At 36.2% G+C, this 20,357-nt stretch carries 12 protein-coding genes; 10 read left to right on the forward strand and 2 right to left on the reverse strand.

Annotated elements, in window-relative coordinates; translation table 11 throughout:
- The first annotated feature begins 115 nt into the window (after positions 1–115).
- The 6 genes from BM084_RS09225 (at position 116) to BM084_RS09250 (ending at position 10,412) form a co-directional block, all read left to right on the forward strand.
- The gene (locus tag BM084_RS09225; protein ID WP_093304449.1) at positions 116–2,359 is read left to right on the forward strand and encodes a LamG domain-containing protein; all 2,244 of its coding nucleotides are present in this window, start codon (positions 116–118) and stop codon (positions 2,357–2,359) included.
- Between the two features lie 100 nt (positions 2,360–2,459).
- Positions 2,460–3,806 (forward strand): Gfo/Idh/MocA family protein, encoded by a 1,347-nt coding sequence (locus tag BM084_RS09230; RefSeq protein WP_093304451.1) that lies wholly within the window; start codon positions 2,460–2,462, stop codon positions 3,804–3,806.
- 17 nt (positions 3,807–3,823) lie between these two features.
- Positions 3,824–4,585: a 3-keto-disaccharide hydrolase gene (locus BM084_RS09235; protein WP_093304453.1), complete on the forward strand. Its 762-nt coding sequence runs from the start codon at positions 3,824–3,826 to the stop codon at positions 4,583–4,585.
- Positions 4,586–4,857: 272 nt separating this feature from the next.
- A complete protein-coding gene (locus BM084_RS09240; RefSeq protein WP_075325029.1) occupies positions 4,858–7,896 on the forward strand; it encodes a SusC/RagA family TonB-linked outer membrane protein in 3,039 nt (1,012 codons plus the stop codon).
- Positions 7,897–7,902: 6 nt separating this feature from the next.
- A complete protein-coding gene (locus BM084_RS09245; RefSeq protein WP_093304455.1) occupies positions 7,903–9,552 on the forward strand; it encodes a RagB/SusD family nutrient uptake outer membrane protein in 1,650 nt (549 codons plus the stop codon).
- A gap of 11 nt (positions 9,553–9,563) precedes the next feature.
- A complete protein-coding gene (locus BM084_RS09250) occupies positions 9,564–10,412 on the forward strand; it encodes an endonuclease/exonuclease/phosphatase family protein (protein ID WP_177195685.1) in 849 nt (282 codons plus the stop codon).
- Between the two features lie 500 nt (positions 10,413–10,912).
- On the opposite strand, the gene BM084_RS09255 is transcribed toward BM084_RS09250, so the two are convergent.
- Positions 10,913–11,614: a response regulator transcription factor gene (locus BM084_RS09255; protein ID WP_075325027.1), complete on the reverse strand. Its 702-nt coding sequence runs from the start codon at positions 11,612–11,614 to the stop codon at positions 10,913–10,915.
- Entirely contained in the window at positions 11,604–12,872 is a 1,269-nt protein-coding gene (locus tag BM084_RS09260; protein WP_093304459.1) for a sensor histidine kinase, read from the reverse strand. The genes BM084_RS09255 and BM084_RS09260 overlap by 11 nt, the downstream gene beginning before the upstream one ends.
- A gap of 155 nt (positions 12,873–13,027) precedes the next feature.
- Here BM084_RS09260 and BM084_RS09265 point away from each other — a divergent pair, with 155 nt between their 5' ends.
- From BM084_RS09265 to BM084_RS09280, 4 genes are all read left to right on the forward strand, one after another.
- Positions 13,028–14,170 (forward strand): transporter family protein, encoded by a 1,143-nt coding sequence (locus BM084_RS09265; RefSeq protein WP_075325025.1) that lies wholly within the window; start codon positions 13,028–13,030, stop codon positions 14,168–14,170.
- Between the two features lie 212 nt (positions 14,171–14,382).
- Positions 14,383–16,020, forward strand: coding sequence for a GH35 family beta-galactosidase (locus tag BM084_RS09270; protein ID WP_075325024.1), 1,638 nt, complete (start codon positions 14,383–14,385; stop codon positions 16,018–16,020).
- A 541-nt stretch (positions 16,021–16,561) separates the two neighbouring features.
- A complete protein-coding gene (locus tag BM084_RS09275) occupies positions 16,562–17,314 on the forward strand; it encodes a LytR/AlgR family response regulator transcription factor (RefSeq protein ID WP_075325023.1) in 753 nt (250 codons plus the stop codon).
- Entirely contained in the window at positions 17,292–20,276 is a 2,985-nt protein-coding gene (locus BM084_RS09280; RefSeq protein ID WP_093304461.1) for a sensor histidine kinase, read from the forward strand. Before BM084_RS09275 ends, BM084_RS09280 begins: the two co-directional genes overlap by 23 nt.
- Positions 20,277–20,357: the final 81 nt, after the last annotated feature.

The raw sequence follows: 20,357 nt of genomic DNA on the forward strand, positions 1-20,357 counted from the left end.
TAAATGTTAGAGACGATGAGCTTATAAATAAAATGGGATGTGCATTAGGTTGTCGAACCAAAACTCTGAGTTTTTTTACTAACTTTCTCCCACTTTAACCTCTGTTTAAAAACCTATGATGAGATTCTTCATTTTAGTTGCTATTTTATGGAGTGTTTGCAGCTGGGGGCAAAACAAACACCCTGATTCCTTGTGGCTTTCAAAACCAGAAAGTTCTGATTTTCCAGGTGATCTACAAAAAGGATATAATGCTTTTTTTATTGAAACCCTACCTGAATTTCAAAGCAATTTTAATGGTCTGAAGCCATTATTTACTTCCGAAAAGCAGATTCTTTTTATACATGATTTTAAGCCGAAAGAATTACAGAATATTTCCCCGGACACATTAAAAATATCCAGTAATCTTTTTGAATCCTCAGAAGAAATAAAGCTGTTTATTGTAGAAAATAAACGATTTAATAATATCCTTTATCAGCCTGATTCCCTTACTGATTTAGGACTTTGTAAAGAATTTAACCGCGTTAATACAGACAGTTTAAAAAGTAAAAAAGAGATCGATTTTTTTCTGCAAGATTTATTACATACGAAGGGAGTGGTACCGGATCTTATTGTATCTCCTTATATAGCGGATATAGGATATTTAAAAGAGAAGTACTATAAAGAGCCAGTATATAGAGCGAAGGTTACATATAATAATGAAGAATTAAATAATGTAAGTTGGAAAGAATTCCCCCATTTAGAAACCTGTGGTGTCTTTAGAACCAGTGATTCGACCTTATCACCGCAAAAAAGGGGATTTATGTTTTCTCCTGACATCTACAATTTTACCGATAAGAATACAAGAATCTCCGGCCCTAAAACATTTCGCGCCATAAAATATGAATTAGGGGAAAGGTTAAGATACTCCTTACCTCTGGAGGATGAAATTAATAATCTGGCAAATCGGACTGACAAAAGTACTCCAACAGATATAGATTTTGTAGAAGATATAAATAGAGAAAAAAGCGTCAGTATTTTTAATGGTGCCTCGAGTTACATAGATATTAGGAATAAACCGGAGGAGTGGCTAGAAGAAATAAGTATTAGCGCCTGGATAAAACCTGATGAGGTAGATGGAAGTTTTAGTTTAATTGGTAAAGGGGAAGCCTTCTCAGCTAAAATTTATTTTGGTAGATTACAATTTACTACTACCGGAATTAAAGATCATACTACATCAAAGCGTGTAATAAAAAAGGGGGAGTGGACTCATGTGGCTTTTGTATATGTGCCAAAACAAAAGCTTTATTTGTATGTAAACGGGAGTTTGGTAGAGGAGATAGCTGCTTCGGATATTCGACAGACCGATCATGCTTTACTCATAGGAACAAATCTCTGGGGTCAATACTATTCCGGGCTAATGAGTGATTTAAAAATATGGGATAGAGCATTAAGTGATGATGAAATCAAAAGTGTTTATTTGGAGAAAACGGATGATAATCATCATTCTTTCCTTGCCGATAATTGGTTGTATTTATCCGGTCTTTTTTTGATTCTAATAATCCCTGCATTCTTTATTTTCCGAAAAAAGCCCACAGCAAAACAAGAAACCCCGACCCTGGAGGACAAAGCCCTGGCTCCAATTCATCAAAATATCAAACTAAACAGCATTAACTTATTAAATGGGTTTAAGGTGTGGAACTTGAATGGAGAAGATATTACTTCTAAGTTTTCTCCAAAGCGCCGAGAACTATTAATCCTGATCTTATTATTTACATTGAAGGATAGCGGAATTACTTCCAAAAAACTCAGTGATATCCTTTGGCCTGGATTTCCTGCTCAAAACAAAAAAAATAACAGAAGTACTCAAATAAAGGAATTAAGAAAAATTTTAGAGAAACAGCTTGAATCTGAAATCTTGTTTGACGAAAAGAAATGGCAACTTGAAATTGCAGAAAATGGTAAAATAGATGTCTTCACTCTAAATAAAATACTACCTGATTTTTGGTCATCAGAAAAGGAAATTCATTCTGAGGTTCAGGCTATTGAATTTGCCAGAATTGTTTCGAAAGGACCTTTATTACCCCAGGTAGAGGTAGAGTGGCTGGATGCTATTAAAGCCGAATATAATTCCAGGGTATTGGACTTATTAAGTCCATTTCTTGAAAATGAAGTTTTAAATAGCGCTGAAAAAATTGAAGTTATTGAAGCAATTTTGGTGGTAGATCCTTTATTTGAACCTGCAGTTAGGAAAAAAGTTTCTTGTTTATTACAACAGGAAAAATATGGTTCCGCAAAAAAAACCGTTGAAAACTATAAAAAACTTTACGAAAGCTATTACAACGAGACTATTGAGCCGGAATTTATGAAAATAGTTAAATAAATCAGAAATTTCTTCATTTTTTACCCCATTTATTACCCCTAACATTACTTCTTCCTTAGTTAGATTTACGCAGTTAAAAAATTAAATCTATCTAATAACTATGGAGAATAATAGACGTTCTTTTATAAAAAAACTGGGGGTAGCAGGAGCCACTGCGGCCATTATCCCTTCAGTTTTTGCCTCAGAAGGAAAACCCTTAAATTTTCTTAATAGAATCGAAACTAAAAGAAACACCAAGCCAATAGCTATAGCGTTAATTGGAGCTGGAGGGATGGGGGTTGCAGATACCAATACCGCTCTAAAGCATGACAATATTAATTTACTTGCCGTTTGTGATTTATATGAGGGTAGATTGGAAGAATCCAAAGAACGATGGGGTAGTGACCTGTTCCTTACCAAAAAGTACGAAGATATCCTTAGGCGTGACGATATTGATGCGGTGATAATTGGTACGCCAGATCATTGGCATAAAAAAATCAGTATTGATGCTTTAAAGGCAGGTAAACATGTGTACTGTGAAAAACCGTTGGTCCATTCTATAGAGGAGGGGCATGAGGTAATTAAAGCGTGGGAAAAATCGGGAAGAATTTTTATGGTTGGGAGCCAGGGTCTTTCTTCTCTTGGTAATGAAAAAGCCAAGCAATTACTGGAAGCAGGTGCAATTGGAGAAATTAATTATGCGGAAGGATTTTGGGCCAGAAACTCTCCTTTAGGGGCGTGGCAATATCCTATTCCTAATGATGCCTCCCAGGAAACAGTAGATTGGAAGAAATTTATTGAGCCTACTACCAAAAGACCATTTGATGAAGATCGTTTTTTTAGATGGAGAAACTATACCGATTATGGTACCGGGATGTCCGGTGATTTATTCGTACATCTTTTTTCAAGCCTTCATTTTATAACGGGTTCTTATGGCCCAAACAAAGTAGCAGCTACGGGTGGATTAAGATATTGGAAGGACGGCAGAGAAGTTCCGGATGTATTAATGGGAATGTTTGATTATCCAGATACCGATAACCACCCGGCATTCAATCTTTCTTTACGCTGTAATTTCGTAGATGGCACCAGTGGAAGTACTTATTTAAAAATTGTGGGTAGTAAAGGATCCATGGATGTTACCTGGGACGATGTTATGCTTAAACAAAACACGGCTTCGAATGATAATGATCCATTTACGGCAGAGAAGGCATCTGAAGAAAGTATGACCCGTAGCTATCGAAAAAAGATCTTACCCCCTTCCAATACCTTTTACGAAGCTGAACGCGGTTATAAGGGCGCTCATTACGATCACTTCGCTAATTTTTTCCATGCTATTAGAACAGGCGGAACCGTAGTAGAAGATCCTGTATTCGGATTTAGAGCTGCTGCACCTGCATTGTTATGCAATGACAGTTATCGACAAAATAAATTTATTCAGTGGGATCCAGAACAAATGAAAATAGTATAACCTTTTAAAATATAAAAATGAAAAAAATAATACTAAGCATATTTACTCTTGCGTGCCTGGTGGCTTGTAAAAATGAAGGTAAAGATTCAGATAAAACAGAAATAAAAGAAAAGGATAATGTAGAAACTATAGCGGCCAATGAAAGAGATGAGCAGTGGCAATATCTTTTTGATGGGGAAAATGCTGAAGGCTGGCGGGGGTTTAATGAGAAAAATGCAGATGGTCTTCCAGAGGGTTGGGTCGTAGAAAATGGAACTTTAAAATCCCTGGGAAAAGGTGGTGATATAGGTGGTGATATCGTGTACGGAGAAGAGAAGTTTGAAAACTTTGAACTGTATTTGGAATGGAAGATATCGCAGGAAGGTAATAGTGGGGTGTTTTATCACGTAGTTGAAGACGAAGCCTATGACTCCCCGTATTATGCAGCTCCCGAATATCAGATTATTGATCAGAAAGGTTTTCCTCAGGAATTAAAACCCTGGCAATCTATTGGGGCAGATTATGGGATGTATGACCCTGAGTATGATGAAGATAATCTTAAAGAAGTGGGAGAATGGAATACCACAAGAATTAGGTTTACTCAGGATAAAGTTACTTACTGGCTAAACGGTCAAAAGACGGTGGAATTTGAGCCTTGGTCAGAAGAATGGGAACAAAGAAAAAAAGAAGGGAAATGGAAAGATTTTCCTGATTACGGTACGGCAAAATCCGGTCTAATTGGCTTACAGGATCACGGCAGCTATACCTGGTTCAGGAATATAAAAATTAAAAAGCTTTAGAATGTATAGTAGTTCTCTATCAGCGGACAGAAAATTTTTCATTTTCAAATGAAAAAATAAAACAGGTTAACGGAAAAGTTGCGCTTAAGATTCACGAGGGGTAAAGGCCCTGGGGTGAAATATTAACCTAAGACATCTTTAGTTAACTGATTTGAAATGATTTTTTCATAATTATTTAAAATCAACTTTTTAGGATGAGATTCAATTAAGCCGACATTTGAAGCCTTCTAAAAATTAACCAATATGAATAACTAAAAACTAAAAATTAAATTATGACGAAAAACATTAAAAAGGTACTTATAGTACTTTGTACCCTTTTCAGCTGGGTGGGCTTTGCTCAGGAGAGAGAAGTATCCGGAAGGGTATTAGATGACGAGGGATTACCTATTCCAGGGGTAACCGTTGCAGAAGATGGTACTTCTAATGGTACCGTTACCGACATGGAAGGTGAGTTTGAATTTAGTGTTACAGATGATGAAAATACTACTTTGATTTTCTCCTTTTTGGGTTTTCAAACTCAGGAGATTATGCTAAATGGGCAAACTGAATTTGAAATAGTTTTAGAAGAGAGTTCTGAAGGTCTAAACGAAGTAGTAGTAGTAGGATACGGTACACAAAAGAAGGCTAATTTAACCGGAGCGGTAAGTCAGGTCGATTCAGAAACTCTGGAAGATCGCCCTATTACTAATGTGAGTTCTGGTCTTCAGGGCTCAATGGCAGGAGTTACTGTTACAGGAGCTTCCGGAGCTCCTGGTAATAATTCCGGCGATATCAGGATTCGTGGAATTGGAACCTGGGGTAATGCTTCTCCCTTAATAGTTATAGACGGGGTGCCGGGTGGAAATTTAGATATATTAAACCCAAGTGATATAGAAAGTATATCTGTATTAAAAGATGCCGCTTCTTCCTCTATTTATGGTGTAAGGGGTGCGAACGGAGTTATTGTTGTGACTACAAAATCTGGTAAAGGGGGAGAACCTACCCTTTCCTATAATACCTATTACGGTATGCAGCGTCCCACAGCTATTCCCGAAAAACTTGGTTCTCCCGAATATATGGAGTTGTTAAATGAGTCACAAATCAATGTGGGTAGAAACCCTACTTATTCTGAAGAAGAGATTCAAATCGCTCGAGATGGTTCAGATCCCAATTATTACGCGAATACTAACTGGGTAAATGAAGTGTACAAAGACTATGCTCCGCAAGAAAGTCATAATCTGAGTGTAAATGGAGGGGAAGAAAATCTTAATTACTATCTCTCTTATGGGTTACTTAAAGAAGGTGGTTTAGTAGTAGGTGATAAGTTTGAAGCCAAACGACACAATATTAGAGCTAAGGTAAGTACTACTTTATTAGATAGGATTGAATTAAATACCAACCTCGGGTATATTGACAGAAATTATATCGGATCTTCTCAGGGATTCGCCCCACTTTACCAGGCTCTTACTGTCAGACCATTGGTTCCTGTTAGAAATACAAATGGAGGTTGGGGATATATAGGAGGTTCAAGTAATCCTGTAGCTACGGCGTATGAAGCGGGAACTAATGATTTTACTTCTGAGGAATTCACAGCCAATGTTGACGCAGCAATAAGAATTTTCGATGGATTTAAAATTCGCGGAAGGTATGGTTTGGTGAAATACAACTCAAGAAGAAATGTATTTGATAGAACTGTAAATTATTATGATGCCGATACTGGTAATCTAGTTTGGCAGATTAATAACCCGAGTCAGATTACAACAAGTAGTTATAAAGGTACCTACCAGACCTTTGTTGGTACGGCCGAATTTGATAGAACCTTTGCTGAAGATCATAGTGTTCAGGCCCTATTAGGGGTTTCCCAGGAGGAAACCATAAACGATGATTTATCGGCATCAAGAACTGATGTAGCGTCTACTTCTGTGGGCCATATTAATCTAGGAACCGATAATCAAAGAAATAGTGGGGGTAATGCACAAAATGCCTTACAATCTGTATTTGGAAGATTAAATTATGCATTTAAAGACAAGTATTTAGCCGAAGCAAATTTTAGATATGATGGGTCTTCTCGTTTTGCTAAAGATGTTCGTTGGAATTTGTTCTCTTCCGCCTCTTTAGGTTGGGTTTTTACTGAAGAAGAATTTTTAGAAAATGATATCTTGGATTTTGGGAAAATTCGTGCTTCTTACGGAACCCAGGGAAATGACAGGATTGCCGACTGGGCATTTATGGATGTTCTTGGACCGGTAAGTACAATGCCAATAGGAAATGCTGTAACCATTGGTTATAGACAAACGGCTGTTGGGAATGAACTCTTAACCTGGGAATCTGCTGAAAAATTAAATGTTGGTTTAGATCTTAGCTTTTTAGATAATCGATTAAACATCACGGCAGATTATTTTGAGAATAATACCAACAATATTTTATTGAGATTACCTATTCCAGACGTTTTTGGAGGTCCTGCTTACCCATATCAAAATGCCGGTTCTGTAGAAAATACAGGTTGGGAACTGGAACTGGGATGGAGAGATCAAATAAAAGAATTTAATTATGATTTGAATTTCAACATCTCCGATGTTCGTAACGAGGTTACTGATCTTGGAGGGACTGAACCTACAATTGGAGACCGAATTCGAAGGGTAGGGGATCCACTAGATGCATTTTATGGTTTAGTAGCCGATAGGATAGCACAAGAATCTGATTTCACTTATGATGCAGGTTCGGATACTTATATTCCAAACTTCCCTTATATCCAGGGGGACCCGGTACAGCCCGGAGATTTAATTTATAAAGATTTAAATGGAGATGGAGAAGTAGACTTGGTTAATGATAGGAAAGTTATTGGAAGTCATATTCCAAGATATACCTATGGTTTCCGTGGAGATTTTGACTACAAAAATTTTGATCTAAGTGTATTTATTCAAGGTGTAGGAAAAGTGAACGGGTTACTGACGGGAACGGCGCGTCATGCGTTAATTTCTGAAAGTGCTATTCCACAAGCTGTTCATTTGGATAGATGGACGCCTGAAAACACAAATGCCTCCTATCCCCGATTGACCTATCAACAATCTTATAATCAAAGATTATCTACTTATTGGTTAGAAGACGCGTCTTATATAAGATTGAAAAATGTTCAGGTTGGATATACACTACCGGAGAATTTTACAAGCAGATTTAGAGTAGATCGTTTAAGAGCGTATGTGTCGGGCGAAAATTTACTGACGTTTACTGATTATTTTGACGGTTACGATCCTGAATCTCCCGTAAGTAGTGGAAGTTTTTATCCACAGATAAGGACATTTACTATCGGTCTAAACATTAACTTAAAGTAAAAAAAGATGAAGAAAATAGTTGTATTTAGTGTGATACTGAGCATGTTTTGCTTAGTAGGGTGTGAAAAAGATTTTCTGGATCGAGCACCAAATGATGAACTAACTGATGAAACCTTTTGGGAGAACGAAGAACACCTTAGGTTGGCTGCGAATGCATTATATGCCAATGTGAAAGCTAAGAATACTGTTGACCAGGAAAATATGGGGGACAATACCTTGTGGCCTTCCACAACCCAGTATCAACGTATAGGAAGTGGAAATTACAATTCAGATTTAAATACCCTGAATACAGAATGGACCACACAATATCGCGGGATTCGCCAGGCTAATTCCTTTTTGGCTAACTATCAAAAAGCAGAAGTTGATGATCCTTTGGTTGCTGAGAGATATGCTGCCGAAGTACGGGTGATAAGAGCATTAATGTACCTTTATATAACAGAGTTCTGGGGCGATATGCCTTTAGTAACAGAGCCACTTAATATTGATGAGCTTATGATACCTCGAGATCCTAAAGAGGAAGTAGTGGATTTTGTACTCAATGATTTAGAAGATGCTGCTCAGTACCTACCTGAAGAGATACCTTCAGGAGAAAATCTGGGTAGAATGAATAAAGGTGCAGCCCTTGCATTAAAAGCCAGGATGGCATTGTATAATGAAAGATACGATGTTGCTGAAGATGCTGCTAAAAGAGTAATGGATATGGGGGTTTATGAATTGTATTCTACCGGAAATCCAGAAAGTGATTACTATGATTTATTTACTTATGAAGGAAAACTTGCCAATGGTAATAACAAAGAAACTATTATTGCCAGGCTATCTTTAGAGGATGAAGCTATGCATAATCTTAGCCGGGAAATACACGTTCCCGATCAGGTTATTCGATGGAACCCAACCAAATCCTTGGTAGATTCTTATTTAATGGCTGATGGATTACCAATTGATAAGTCGCCTTTATATAGTGTTGAAACTTATGAAGACGTTTTTGAAAATAGAGATCCAAGAATGACACAAACTATTTTAGAACCAGGTTCTGAATGGGGTGGTCGTTATGATGGCCGGGAAAATAATGAAAATCCAGAAATTTTTGAAGTCCCGAAATTTCAATCTGATGGACGTGGTGCTGTAACCCTGACCGGGTATTATTTTACGAAATATGCAGAACCTTCTGCAGTACCAACTTATAATCGTGATTTTAATGATATTCATTTACTGCGTTATGCGGAGGTTTTATTAACGTATGCTGAAGCCAGATTTGAACAGGGAGTTTTATCTCAGGAAGACCTGGATATATCCATCAACCTATTAAGAGAAAGAGTAGCAATGCAACCTATGGTTTTGGCTGATTTGGAATCTAATGGATTAGATCTAAGAGAGGAAATCAGAAGGGAAAGAAGAGTTGAATTAGCACTGGAAGGTCAGCGATACTTTGATATTAAACGCTGGAAACAGGGAGAATTATTAGCATCGGACGTCAAAGGAACCAATGTGAAGTGGTTACCAAATCCTGCAATGGCTGATAATTTAAGGACAGATGAGAATGGATTTATTATTGCGTTAACTGACAGGGTTTTTGACCCTGAAAGACACTATCTCTGGCCAGTACCCCTTCCTCAATTAGAAAGAAACCCCGATTTAGTACAAAATCCAGGATGGTAAATCTTATTCAAATGATCGGAATCAAATACCTAATAGGAGCCGTTTTAATGGCGGCTTCTTTTATCTCGTGTGAGGAAAGTGGTAATAAAACTGCCACGGCTAACGAAAATGAAGCGGAAAATGAAGTGGTGGTAGAGCGCACGCTAAGAGTAATGTCTTATAATATTCATCACGCTAACCCTCCCTCTATAGAAGATAAGATTGATATAGAAGCTATCGTTAAGGTAATTAAAGCAGAAAATCCTGATTTAGTTGCTCTCCAGGAAGTAGATTTTAATACTGAAAGGTCGGGAGAGGGGAACCAGGCAGAATTGATTGCTGAAGCCCTGGATATGGAATATTATTTTGCCAAAGCTATTGATTATGATAATGGTGAATATGGGAATGCAATTTTATCAAAATTCCCAATAAAGAATAGCGAAATTTTAGCTCTTCCTAGCCACCCGGAAGACAATACTGAAAATAGAGTGGTAGCTTTAGGCTTAATTGAAATTAATGCAAATCAGAATATTTTGTTCGGGAGTACCCACTTAGATTATAAAACGGATTCAAAGAGCAGAATATTACAGGTGAAGAAGTTAATTGAGATGGCAAGCGAATGGAACGAGCCTTTAATATTGGGAGGAGACTTTAACGATGGTCCGAACTCAGAAACCATCCAGTTGTTAGATTCTGAACTCAAAAGGACCTGCAAAACCTGTCCACCGACTATTCCGGTGGAGAACCCTAAACGAGCAATTGATTTTATTTACTATAAACATCCTCAAGCTAAATTTCAAGTAAAATCTCATAAAGTAATGCCAGAAGAATACGCTTCAGACCATAGACCGGTTTTTGCGGAAATTGATATTGTTAAGTAGATTTTTTTATCCATTAAGTGTGTTAGTTAGTGGGAAGACCGTCTTCGATCATCGGGGGCGGTTTTCTTTTGAAAATTTTTGATTAAGTCCAATCATATTCTCTCAGAAACTGTTCGCAAGGAATGTTTGGAAGTTATTATTATCCATACTATGGTTATTATCTTTATTTATGTATTTAAAACTATAAACTAAGGGTCCCTCTTAAAAATTGAGAAGTAAGGCTCTTCATAATTACAAAATGTTAAACTTTGTTAAAGGTGCCGAATTCGGTGAGTCCTAAAATAGGCGCTTTCGAAAGCCTTGTAAAATAAGGGTGTTTGGAAATAGTTCGAGTCTCGTCCAGACCGCATTCCGAAGCATCGGAAGCAAAAGCCTTTCAGAAATGAGAGGCTTTTTGTGTGGAGTAAATTCTTGGATTGCTATAATTCCTATGCTGACTAATAATTATATCTGAAACCTTTTTTATTTTAACCGGTCTCGTATGTTGGAAAAGGATTATCTCAATTAATTTTTAAAACAAATCCTTTTTTATGCAGGTTTTCAATTTTAATATTTGGATCCCGACTTAAATACTTTCGAAGATGAGAAATGAAAACGTTTAAACTTTTTCGGTTAAAATAATCGTTTTTACCCCACAGAAGAACTAAAATGTCTTTATGGCTGCAGAGTCCATTTTTATTTTGCACCAGGTAACCTAATAATTCATTTTCTCTTCCTGTTAAATGAATCACTTCATCTTCAAAAATTAATTCCTGACTTTTAAAATTAAAAGTATATTTTCCAATAGAATGTAAGTCTCCCTGGGTTTCAGGTTCTGTTTGAGTTGGTTGAAGTCGTGATAAAAGCACCTGGATTCTGGCTACCAGTTCTTCTTCATCAATTGGTTTTTTTAAATAATCTACGGCACCAACAGAAAAACCTTTTAAAACATCTATTTTTAATGATCTGGCGGTAAGAAAAATAAAAGGCAAGTCTGGATAATTTGTCGTTATTTTTTGCGCAAGTGTAAATCCATCAATGTCAGGCAGCATAACATCCAGGATAACCAATTCGTAAGAGTGAGCTTCAACAAGATCTAAAGCTTTCTTTCCTGTTGGCGCCCAACGAACATCAAAATCCTTAATTTTTAAATATTCAGAAAGTAGATATCCTAAGGACTCATCGTCTTCTACCAATAATATTTTGTTCTTTTTAATTAACATTGATTAAGGGTATGATTATTATGATTTGTGTTCCAACTTGTAGTTTGCTTTCTAACTTAATTTGGCCTTTATGTCTTTTTATAACTTCCTGAACATAATTTAATCCGAGGCCGTAGCCTTTTACGCTATGTAAATCACCTTCAGGAACCCGGTAGAATTTTTTAAAAATACGGCGTTTTTCTTTATCTGAAATACCGCTCCCATTATCACTTATTACTATATATAAATCATTTTTCTTTGAAAAAGCTTTTAAACTAATAACAGGATCTTCAGCGTACTTTTTAGCATTATCCAGCAAATTGTTTATGGCATTTTCAAAATGGGACAGAGCAACTTTCATATTGTATGGTCCCGGTTCCAAATGGAAGTTGAAGTTAAAATTTTCCAGTTGCGAAAGCAATTTAAAATCTTCACACCATTGTAGAAGTTCCGGTCGCAAGTCTTTTTCTTCGAGTTGAATATACTTTTTCCTATTCTCCAGGCTGGCAAGGTCTAATACCTGCTCAATATGTTTATTTAAGCGAGCTACCTGTTTTCTAATTTGTAAAACTATGGGCTTTTTGCTTTCTTCTATATCTGCTTCCAGGATTTTTGTGGCGACCCCAATTGAAAAGACCGGAGTTTTAAGTTCGTGAGTGAGGTTGTTAATAAAATCGTTGGTAATGGTAATGAGGTTTCTTTGCCAATAAAACAATCGCAACATCCAAATCACCACAAAAATAATAATAGCAAGGAAAAGTAAGCCAGGGATTAGCAAGCCATGCAATTGCGATAAAAAATAGGAATTGAGATTTTTAAACTGAAGTTCAAGGGTGACTTCCTTTTCCAGCATTAGAGGAAGATAACCTTCTAATTTAATCGGGTATTTTATAATAGAATCTTTGCTGCTGAAAGTTGTTGGTGATATTAGCGTTAAACTATCATCTTCAGTGTAAAGATGGTAAGAGAAGTCGGTGTCAATTTTATTGGCGGCTAACCTATCTTTTACAAAATCATTTAAGAAATGACGGGAAGCATCCTGTAAACTGTCACGACTTAAACTAAAGTAGTTTTGGCCGGTAAGCGACTGTGCAATTAAAAAACTAAGCTGATTTTCCGCTGCAAGATCCTTTTTTAAATTGTTTCCGGCCCGTTCAATTTTCTGCTCAAACTGTACTTCAGCGAGGTTGAGTCCAATTCTTAAGTATTGATATTGTACCACGAATAATCCTACCACCGAAATGATAAATACTGCGATATAAATTTTTCTCCGTTTCAAATCGAGAACTATATTACTAAAATTTAGCTTTCAAGTTCGCAATTAGTCTTTTATTAATTCAATTAACCTTTCATTAATCTATTTGATTTTTCATTATCCAAAACCTGTACTAATTAAATCTACTTTGGTTCTTATCAATAATATAAACTACCTGTATGAAGTTAAATTGTAGCCTTTTTAGTGCATTATTATTCGGTTTATTTTTCCAACAAACAATAAACGCACAAGGCTGTGTGGCTATTAGACACTTTTCCTGTAGTATGGGGAATGAACTGGAAAGTAACTTGCTGGGGAAAGGGGATTTTCAGGTGGGGATGAATTACCGGTACTTTAAATCTTTTAGACACTTTAAGGGTACAGAAGAGGAACCGGACCGCGTTTCAAATAATACCGAAGTAATAAACTATTCCCATTCCTGGGATTTTAGTCTTAATTATGGTTTAACAGATAGATTATATGCCGGAATTACTATTCCCACCGTGCTTAACGAACGTTCTTCTTTGTATGAGCACGGACGTGAAGAAAGACATAAAACATTTTCGCGGGGACTTGCCGATATTAGATTGGGTGTTGGATATTGGCTTTTTGACCCCGTGGATCATGTAAATGGAAATTTAGCATTAGGACTTGGCTTAAAATTGCCTACCGGAAATTATAATGCGACTGATGTTTTTTATAACGTGGGTCCTGAAGGTTCGCCACAGGTGAGACCGGTAGATCAATCTATTCAGCCGGGAGATGGCGGTTTTGGGTTTACTGCTGATTTTCAGTTTTACCAGGCAATAAGCACAAATTTGTTTGTTTACGGAGGCGGATTTTATCTCTTTAATCCCAAGGAAACGAATGGAATTAGAACTTTTAGGGAAACCCTAAGTCCTATTTTGGAAAATGAATCCGTAATGTCGGTGCCAGATCAGTTTGCGTTGCGCATTGGTTTAGGTTATAGCTTATCACAAAATTTTTCTGCATCTCTTGGTGCCCGATTTGAAGGTGTTCCTGTAGAAGATGTGCTTGGCGGAAGCGGAGGATTTAGAAGGCCAGGAAACGTGCTTTCTATAGATCCCGGAATTTCTTATATGAAAAATAACTTTTCAATAAACTTAAATGTGCCTGTGGCGGTACGAAGAAACCGGCCACAAAGTGTTACCGATCTTGAAACTCAAATCGCAACCGGAGAACCCAGGAATGGAGATGCTGCATTTGCTGATTATCTAATAAATCTCGGGATCTCCTACCGAATAGGAGGAGGGAAGTCGATTTCAGAAATCGAGCCCGAGTCAAATTTACAGTTTGATTGATTAAGTCCTTATGGTGAATAATTAAACCAGGTTGAAAATAAGGCAAAAGCAAAAGCTCTGGAGTTCCGGGGCTTTTTCTTTGTGCAATAACGAGGGCTCTTACATTAATTTTTAAAGATACTGAAGGTCACAATTCGGGAGTGTAAAATAAATCTTAGTTTAGTACAATTGACTATAAAAGGTTTTCACAAAACTATTCAATTACCTATCCTATGAAAAGAATTTTATTCCTTACCCTGTTTTCTTTATTTTTTCTTTCTTCAGATTTGTTTGCGCAGGAAGCAATTCCTCGTTTACAACAAGTAGGAAATAAATATCAGTTGGTGGTTGATGGTAAGCCTTATCTTATGCTTGCGGGTGAGCTTGGAAATTCTACAGCGAGTACTATGGAATCCATGAAACCAGTTTGGCCAAGGCTGAAAGAATTAAACCTTAATACGGTGTTACTTCCTATTTACTGGGAGTTATTTGAACCAGAAGAAGGGAAATTTGATTATAAACTTATAGAAGATTTAATTCTGGAAGCTCGTAAGTATGATCTTAAACTTGTTGTACTCTGGTTTGGTTCCTGGAAGAATAGTATGTCCAGTCACGTACCTTCCTGGGTGAAGTTAAATCAAAAGAGATTCCCCAGGGCAGTAAGTAAAGAAGGGAAAAGCCAGGAGATTCTCACAGCTTTTTCAGAAAATAATATGAAGGCAGATTTGAATGCATACCAACATCTCCTTAAGTATATTAAAAAAATAGACTGCTCGCATCATACAGTTATACTTATGCAACCTGAAAATGAAATTGGAATGTTGCCCTCTGCCAGAGACTATCATTCCCTGGCAAATCAAAAATTTAAAGAAGAAGTTCCCAGGGAGCTATTGGATTATATAATCAATAATGAAGATATTTTAAATTCTGAATTTTCTGAAATTTGGAAGAATAATGGAGCCAGGGAACAAGGCAGCTGGGAAGAAGTTTTTGGAAAAGGACTTCATACGGATGAAATTTTTATGGCTTATTATTTTTCGCATTATGCCAATGAGGTTACAAAAGCAGGAAAAGAGGAATACCCGTTACCCGCATATGTTAATGCAGCACTAAACCGGCCAAATGTAAAACCGGGAGATTATCCCAGTGGAGGTCCGCTTCCCCATCTACTTGATATCTGGAAAGCAGGATCTCCTAATATCGATTTTTACGCTCCCGATTTTTATAACCCGAGGTTTAAACATTGGAACGATTTGTATGTAAGACAGGGGAATCCGTTATTCATACCCGAACATAATTTTGATAACACTGTAGCGGCAAAAGCTTTGTTCGCCATTGGGCACTACGAGGCCCTGGGATTTGCTCCATTTTCCGTAGAGCAAATACCCAGCGAAGCCTTCACGCCAAAAGAGCAGAAATTAGCGCAGGTGTATGAAATAATTCACCAAATAGAACCGATTTTAGAAGCCAATAGAGGACAAAATCGATTAGAAGGAGTTTTGCTCAATAAGGAAGTAAATGAAATGATATTTACCCTGGGAGACTATGAATTCACTGCAGAACATACCTTTAACCTTGGTTGGGAGCCCAACTCTAATGAGGATGTTTGGGAACCAGCTGGGGCAATTATTGTTCAAACAGCCGATAATGAATTTTTCTATGCGGGATATGGGGTTTCTTTAAAAATGAAAAACCTGAAAAAGCCAAATTCCAGGGTAGGAATTTTAAAAACAGATCGCGGATATTTTGAAGAAGGAAAATGGAAAGTTTTCCAGCATTTAAATGGCGATCAAACCCATCAGGGAAGGCATATTCGTTCTTTTATTGATGATGTTTCTATACAGAGGTTTACTTTATATGAGTATGATTAAATAAAAATTTATCCGATTTAATATGAAATGGAAAGGTGATATTAAACCTATTGGAATTAAAAATAGAAATTATTTCTGCCGATTAAAGAAGGGGGAAAACACCCTTTTTTAGTTTTAACGATCACATTATTATTGTGCCATCAAATGTGAGAATCGCAAAAAGATAATTACTATTTCCATAAACCTGGAGTTTAAATTCTAATTTAAATATGCTCTCTATAGTTGTTTCTTTATTTTTAAAAATTCTAGCTTTATTGTTGGTATTTTTTTAAAATAATAATTTCAAAACTTTTCTTATTGCTTACTTTGAAATTAATTGTTGGGCATCTACATCAGTCTTTCTTCTTAAAAATTTAAAAAGTATTTTAATCATTTTAAAGCTTTTTGACTCATCCCTGAGGAATCTCTTTTTTGATACACTGTCTTTTCAAAGTGGAATTATTAGGGGGGTAAGTGAGTTAATCTTATTGAAATTATTTGGTAGTTTCGGAAGCTTTTTCAGGGTCTAAACAACTCATAATTTTAATTGTAATTTTGGTATATGATAAAGGCAGTAATTATTGACGATGAAATAAATGCGCAAAGTTTACTGGAGAAAACCCTGGACAGGTATTTTCCAAATAAATTTAATATTGTTGAAAAATGCATTTCAGTAGATTCCGGGGTGCTTGCCATCAAAAAATACGAACCAGACCTGGTTTTTTTAGATATTCAAATGCCAGAAAAGAATGGATTTGAACTTTTCAAGCATTTCGAGGTGATAAATTTTGAAGTCATTTTCACCACTGCACATGATAAATTTGGCATTAAAGCAATTAAGCGTAGCGCGCTGGATTATTTATTGAAGCCAATTAATCATTTAGATTTAGCTGAAGCCGTAAAAAAGTTTGAAAAGAAAAATGAAAGGAATTTTGCTCAAAGAAAATTGTCTTTGCTTTTAGAAAATCTGAATGTAAATGACCAAAACGTAAGTAAAATTGCTTTTCCCACCCTTGAAGGGTTCGAACTAATCCATACCAATCAAATACTATATTGCAAGGCAGAAAGTAACTACTGCAGTATTAAAAAAATCGATGGTTCTGCAAAAACAGCTTCAAAGACCTTAAAATTTGTTGAAGAAGTACTTCCGGCTACTACTTTTAAAAGAATTCATAAAAGCTACGTCATCAATTTAAATTACGTGGTTAGATACCATAAGGCAAACAAGGAAATTGAATTAACCAACGGAGAGAAACTTCCTGTTTCTTTTCGAAAAGAAGAAGAGTTTATCAATGCCATTCTACAAAACCATTAAACTATTTCTCATAATATTTTTATGGTTTAATTTCGCCTTTTCTCAAAATTATCCCACTAAAAATTATACTGCAGCCAAAGATTTACCAAATAAGTCGGTTAGATCCATACTAATTGACAGTAAAAATAGTCTATGGATAGGTACTGAAAATGGTATAGTTAAAAAGGAGAATGACGAATTTCAATATTTCTTTGAAGAGGATGGCTTAGCTCAAAACAGCTGTTGGGCCATTGCAGAAGACAAAAACGGCAAATTATGGTTTGGTAGCTACGGAGAAGGGCTTAGTGTGTATGATGGTTATAAATTCAAAATTCTCTCAGAAAAAGATGGATTGGTTCACAACCAAATAACCAAACTGTTTACTTCCGGGAACTATATGTATGTAGGAACCAGTGATGGCGTTTCTCTTATAAATTTAAATACTTTCAAAGTAAATTCTTTAAAGACTCCGGCCGGGAAGGAGCTTTTCAGGGTTCAGGATTTTTTTGAATACCAAAACCAAATCTACGTGGTCACGTATAGATCTGGGATCTTCAGGATTCTAAATGAGGAGGAGCAGACCGCTTTGGTTAAAGTAAATAAGCATAAATTTATTTATTCCGTTTTCCCAGATAATGATAGTATTTACAGCAGTAATAAAGGTTTTTTCACGAAAAGTCATCTTCCCGATTACGTGAGTGAAAAGGATTCTATTCCTTTAGAAAAAAGCGGAACTTCCATTATCTGGGATTATGCAAAAACAGACGACCATAGAATTTTTACTGCGGCCTGGGGCATTTACGATACTAACGGAGGAATTTATGAATTGGTAGAGGAGCGATTAATATCCAGGGCTTCTGAATTTAATATATCTAGCAAAGAAGTTATTTCCCTGGCCTATGATTCAAAATTTGAAAAGTTATATGCAGGAACCCGGGATGCCGGGTTATTTGAAATAGCTTTAAATCCCCAGATTAAAATTCCTGAACTACCGGGTAAGAATATTATTGGATTTGCGAGAACAGAAAAAACTTCCGCAGTATTATTCCACGATGGAATCGTATTAAAAAGAGCTGGAAATGAGCAAAAGATTACTTTATCACAGTTTAAAAATTGGCAGGAAGAATATGTATTGAATACTGCCTTGCCTTTACCTAAACATAAAGATGATTTCTACGAACTGGATTATTCTACAAAGGCTGCCGATATCAATTTTTATGATATAAAAGTTTTTAAGGATACGTTTTGGATAAATACCAATATTGGAGTGTTTGCCATAAAAGATTCGGGGGAATTGCATCGGTATTTACCATTGCATTCAGAAGAGATCAATTTTACAAAAACGGGGAATCTTATAGAAACCAATCCTTACGGCGGCGTTAGAGTGTATAGTGACCTGGAACTTTTTAAATATACCCACTTTGAAAAGGAAAACCCTCAAACTCCTACTATGGTGGTGAGTAGTTTGCAGAGGGGAAATAAAACTTATTTTTTGTCTGTTTTTTCCGGTCTTTATGCCTGGGAGAATAATCGTTTTGAATCCTATTTAGAAAACGGAATATGGAGCGAAAAAAAATTAAAGCACATCACAGGTTTAGGAAGGGATCTCGCCATTTCAAATGAGTTCGGTGACGTGTTTATCGTTAATGATGATGAATCATTCAAAATTCAAAAGAAAATTCCCAGGGCCAAAATTCAGGGAAACTCTATTTCTTTTTTAGAGAATTACCAGGGAACTTTAATTATTGGCACAGAAAAAGGATTAACGCTCTACAAAAATGGCCGATATATATTTTTGGATAAAGAACAGGGCCTCGAGCAACCTTTACTGAGTGCTGAAGTGACTCAAAGCACTTTATCTATAGGAAGCAACAATGGGTTTTATAATATAGATCTTGATGCCGTAAAGGATTCAACTACTCTGGTAGATCAAATAGAACTGAAAGAAATTTTCATCAATAATAATAAATTTTCTTTGGGATCATCTGCTGAAAGAGAGAAGCTAAAATTGAAGTACAATGAAAATACAGTATTGCTTAAATTTAGCACAAACGCGCACCCTTATCCTAATAAATTAAAATATCAATACCGGTTAAATGAGGAGGAACCCTGGAGTCTTTCATTTTCCAGGCCAGAAATTTTCCTGCCTTCGCTACCAACAGATAATTACGAGCTAGAGGTGAAAGTATTAGATGAAAGTACAGGTTTAAGTTATACCCAGGCCTTACTAAATTTAACTGTGCTTCCGCCCTTTTGGAAAACCTGGTGGTTTGCCTTACTTAGTATAAGTATTATAGTTATGGTAGTTTATAGCTTTTATAAATTTCAAATAAGGCAGGCCAGAAAGTTTGAAGCACAAAAAGGCTTGATCCAAAAGCGTTTTGAAGAAACCAAAATGGAAGCTTTACTGGCGCAAATGAATCCGCATTTTATCTTTAACGCGATGAATTCGATTCAATATTATATTATGGAAAGTGATATAGATAAGGCCACTATATTTTTAGGAGATTTTTCAAAATTGATCAGGTTAAACCTGGATCACTGTACCAAGCCAACTATTTTATTGAGTGAGGAAATTGAATATTTGCAATCCTATATTAGGGTTGAAAATACACGATTTAATAATCGAATTAAGGTAATATTTGAAACAGATCCTTTAATTGATCCGCAGGCGATAGAAATCCCTACTATGCTTTTACAAACTTTCGTGGAAAATGTTTTTGTTCACGCTTTTCCACCTGGTGTAAGTAATCCAACCTTAAAAATTTCTTTTAAGATGCTTTCAGAAGATGTTCTGCAATGTAAAATAGAAGATAACGGAATTGGATTTTCTGAAAATTCATCTAATAAACTTCACGAGTCCAAAGGAGTTTCCCTCGTAAAAGAGCGATTAGCACTACTGGGTTACAATGTGAAGGAAGCAGTTGAAATAATTTCCGCTAAAAATGAAGGGACTTCTGTCTCCATTAAACTTGAAGTATAACGATAACTTTAAGATTCCATACGTTTACTAAACAAGCATGCGCCGCTTTAACAAAATCTTTAGTTTTATAACAAATTAGAG

The organism is Salegentibacter agarivorans (genome assembly GCF_900113135.1).
Taxonomy (GTDB): Bacteria; Bacteroidota; Bacteroidia; order Flavobacteriales; family Flavobacteriaceae; genus Salegentibacter; species Salegentibacter agarivorans.

Coding starts and splice junctions, on each gene's coding strand:
- BM084_RS09275 (WP_075325023.1), top strand. CDS start 16,562: ATGATAAAGGCAGTAATTATTGACGATGAAATAAATGCGCAAAGTTTA.
- BM084_RS09225 (WP_093304449.1), top strand. CDS start 116: ATGATGAGATTCTTCATTTTAGTTGCTATTTTATGGAGTGTTTGCAGC.
- BM084_RS09265 (WP_075325025.1), top strand. CDS start 13,028: ATGAAGTTAAATTGTAGCCTTTTTAGTGCATTATTATTCGGTTTATTT.
- BM084_RS09240 (WP_075325029.1), top strand. CDS start 4,858: ATGACGAAAAACATTAAAAAGGTACTTATAGTACTTTGTACCCTTTTC.
- BM084_RS09280 (WP_093304461.1), top strand. CDS start 17,292: ATGCCATTCTACAAAACCATTAAACTATTTCTCATAATATTTTTATGG.
- BM084_RS09270 (WP_075325024.1), top strand. CDS start 14,383: ATGAAAAGAATTTTATTCCTTACCCTGTTTTCTTTATTTTTTCTTTCT.
- BM084_RS09235 (WP_093304453.1), top strand. CDS start 3,824: ATGAAAAAAATAATACTAAGCATATTTACTCTTGCGTGCCTGGTGGCT.
- BM084_RS09250 (WP_177195685.1), top strand. CDS start 9,564: ATGATCGGAATCAAATACCTAATAGGAGCCGTTTTAATGGCGGCTTCT.
- BM084_RS09230 (WP_093304451.1), top strand. CDS start 2,460: ATGGAGAATAATAGACGTTCTTTTATAAAAAAACTGGGGGTAGCAGGA.
- BM084_RS09255 (WP_075325027.1), bottom strand. CDS start 11,614: ATGTTAATTAAAAAGAACAAAATATTATTGGTAGAAGACGATGAGTCC.
- BM084_RS09245 (WP_093304455.1), top strand. CDS start 7,903: ATGAAGAAAATAGTTGTATTTAGTGTGATACTGAGCATGTTTTGCTTA.